The 1,366-nt window shown below is 37.5% G+C and carries 1 protein-coding gene; it reads right to left on the reverse strand.

Annotated features, from left to right (window positions below):
* Positions 1-33: 33 nt before the first annotated feature.
* Positions 34-1,295, reverse strand: a protein-coding gene (locus tag HT688_RS10220) for an ISL3 family transposase (RefSeq protein ID WP_524539349.1) whose coding sequence is annotated in 2 segments (ribosomal slippage) — positions 34-797 and positions 797-1,295 — 1,263 coding nt in all. Because the reading frame shifts where the segments join, the coding sequence is not laid out codon by codon here.
* Positions 1,296-1,366: the final 71 nt, after the last annotated feature.

Raw genomic sequence — 1,366 nt, forward strand, 5'->3', positions numbered from 1 at the left:
GGCTCTTTGTCAACTGTAGTGGGTTGAAGTCAGCTAAGCTCGAGAAAGGACAAATTTCGTCCTTTCTTTTTTGATGTTCAGAGCGATAAAAATCCGTTTTTTGAAGTTTTCAAAGTTCCGAAATCCAAAGGCATTTCGTTTGATAAGCTTAATGAGATTATTAGTGGCTTCCAATTTTGCGTTAGAATAGTGTAGTTGAAGGGCATTGACAATCTTTTCTTTATCCTTTAGAAAGGTTTTAAAGACAGTCTGAAAAAGAGGATGAACCTGCTTTAGATTGTCCTCAATAAGTTCGAAAAATTTGTCTGGCTCCTTGTTCTGGAAGTGAAAAAGTAAGAGCTGATAGAGATTGTAGTGGTGTTTCAAGTCTTCTGAATAGCTCAAAAGCTTGTTAAGAATCTCTTTATTGGTTAAGTGCATACGAAAAGTAGGGCGATAAAAACGTTTATCGCTGAGTTTACGACTATCCTGTTGAATGAGTTTCCAGTAGCGTTTAATAGCCTTGTATTCATGGGATTTTCGTTCAAACTGATTCATAATTTGGACACGGACACGACTCATAGCACGGCTAAGATGTTGCGCAATGTGAAAGCGATCCAGAACGATTTTAGCGTTTGGAAAAAGTCGCCTAGCTAAGTCATAATAAGGACTAAACATATCCATAGTAATAATTTTCACTCGACATCGGACGACCCTATCATATTTAAGAAAGTGATCTCGAATGACGGCTTGTGTTCTACCCTCAAGAACAGTGATGATATTGAGCTTATCAAAGTCCTGAGCAATGAAACTCATCTCCATCTCCCGATTGAAACAGTCACTCCCCGGACTGTTTCAACGTCCCAAGACATAATCTCAGGCAGATTTCTAACATTACACTCAAAGTGGAAGTCATTGAGCTTTCGAATGACAGTTAGCTGATGGGCAATATCGGTCATAGAAGTCTTTTCAATCAACTTTTGCGCAATTTTTTGATTGATAATACGAGGGATTTGGTCATTTTTCTTGACGATAGAAGTTTCAGCGACCATCATTTTAGAACAATAATAGCACTTGAAACGACGCTTTCTAAGGAGAATTCTAGTAGGCATACCAGTCGTTTCAAGATAAGGAATTTTAGAAGGTTTTTGAAAGTCATATTTCTTCATTTGACTTCCGCACTCAGGGCAAGATGGGGCGTCGTAGTCCAGTTTGGCGATGATTTCCTTGTGTGTATCCTTATTGATGATGTCTAGAATCTGGATATTAGGGTCTTTGATATCGAGTAGTTTTGTGATAAAATGTAATTGTTCCATATGATTCTTTCTAATGAGTTATTTTGTCGCTTTTCATTATAGATGATATGGGACTTTTTTTCTACACAAAA

Source organism: Streptococcus sp. 1559, assembly GCF_013276735.1.
Classification (GTDB): domain Bacteria; phylum Bacillota; class Bacilli; order Lactobacillales; family Streptococcaceae; genus Streptococcus; species Streptococcus pseudopneumoniae.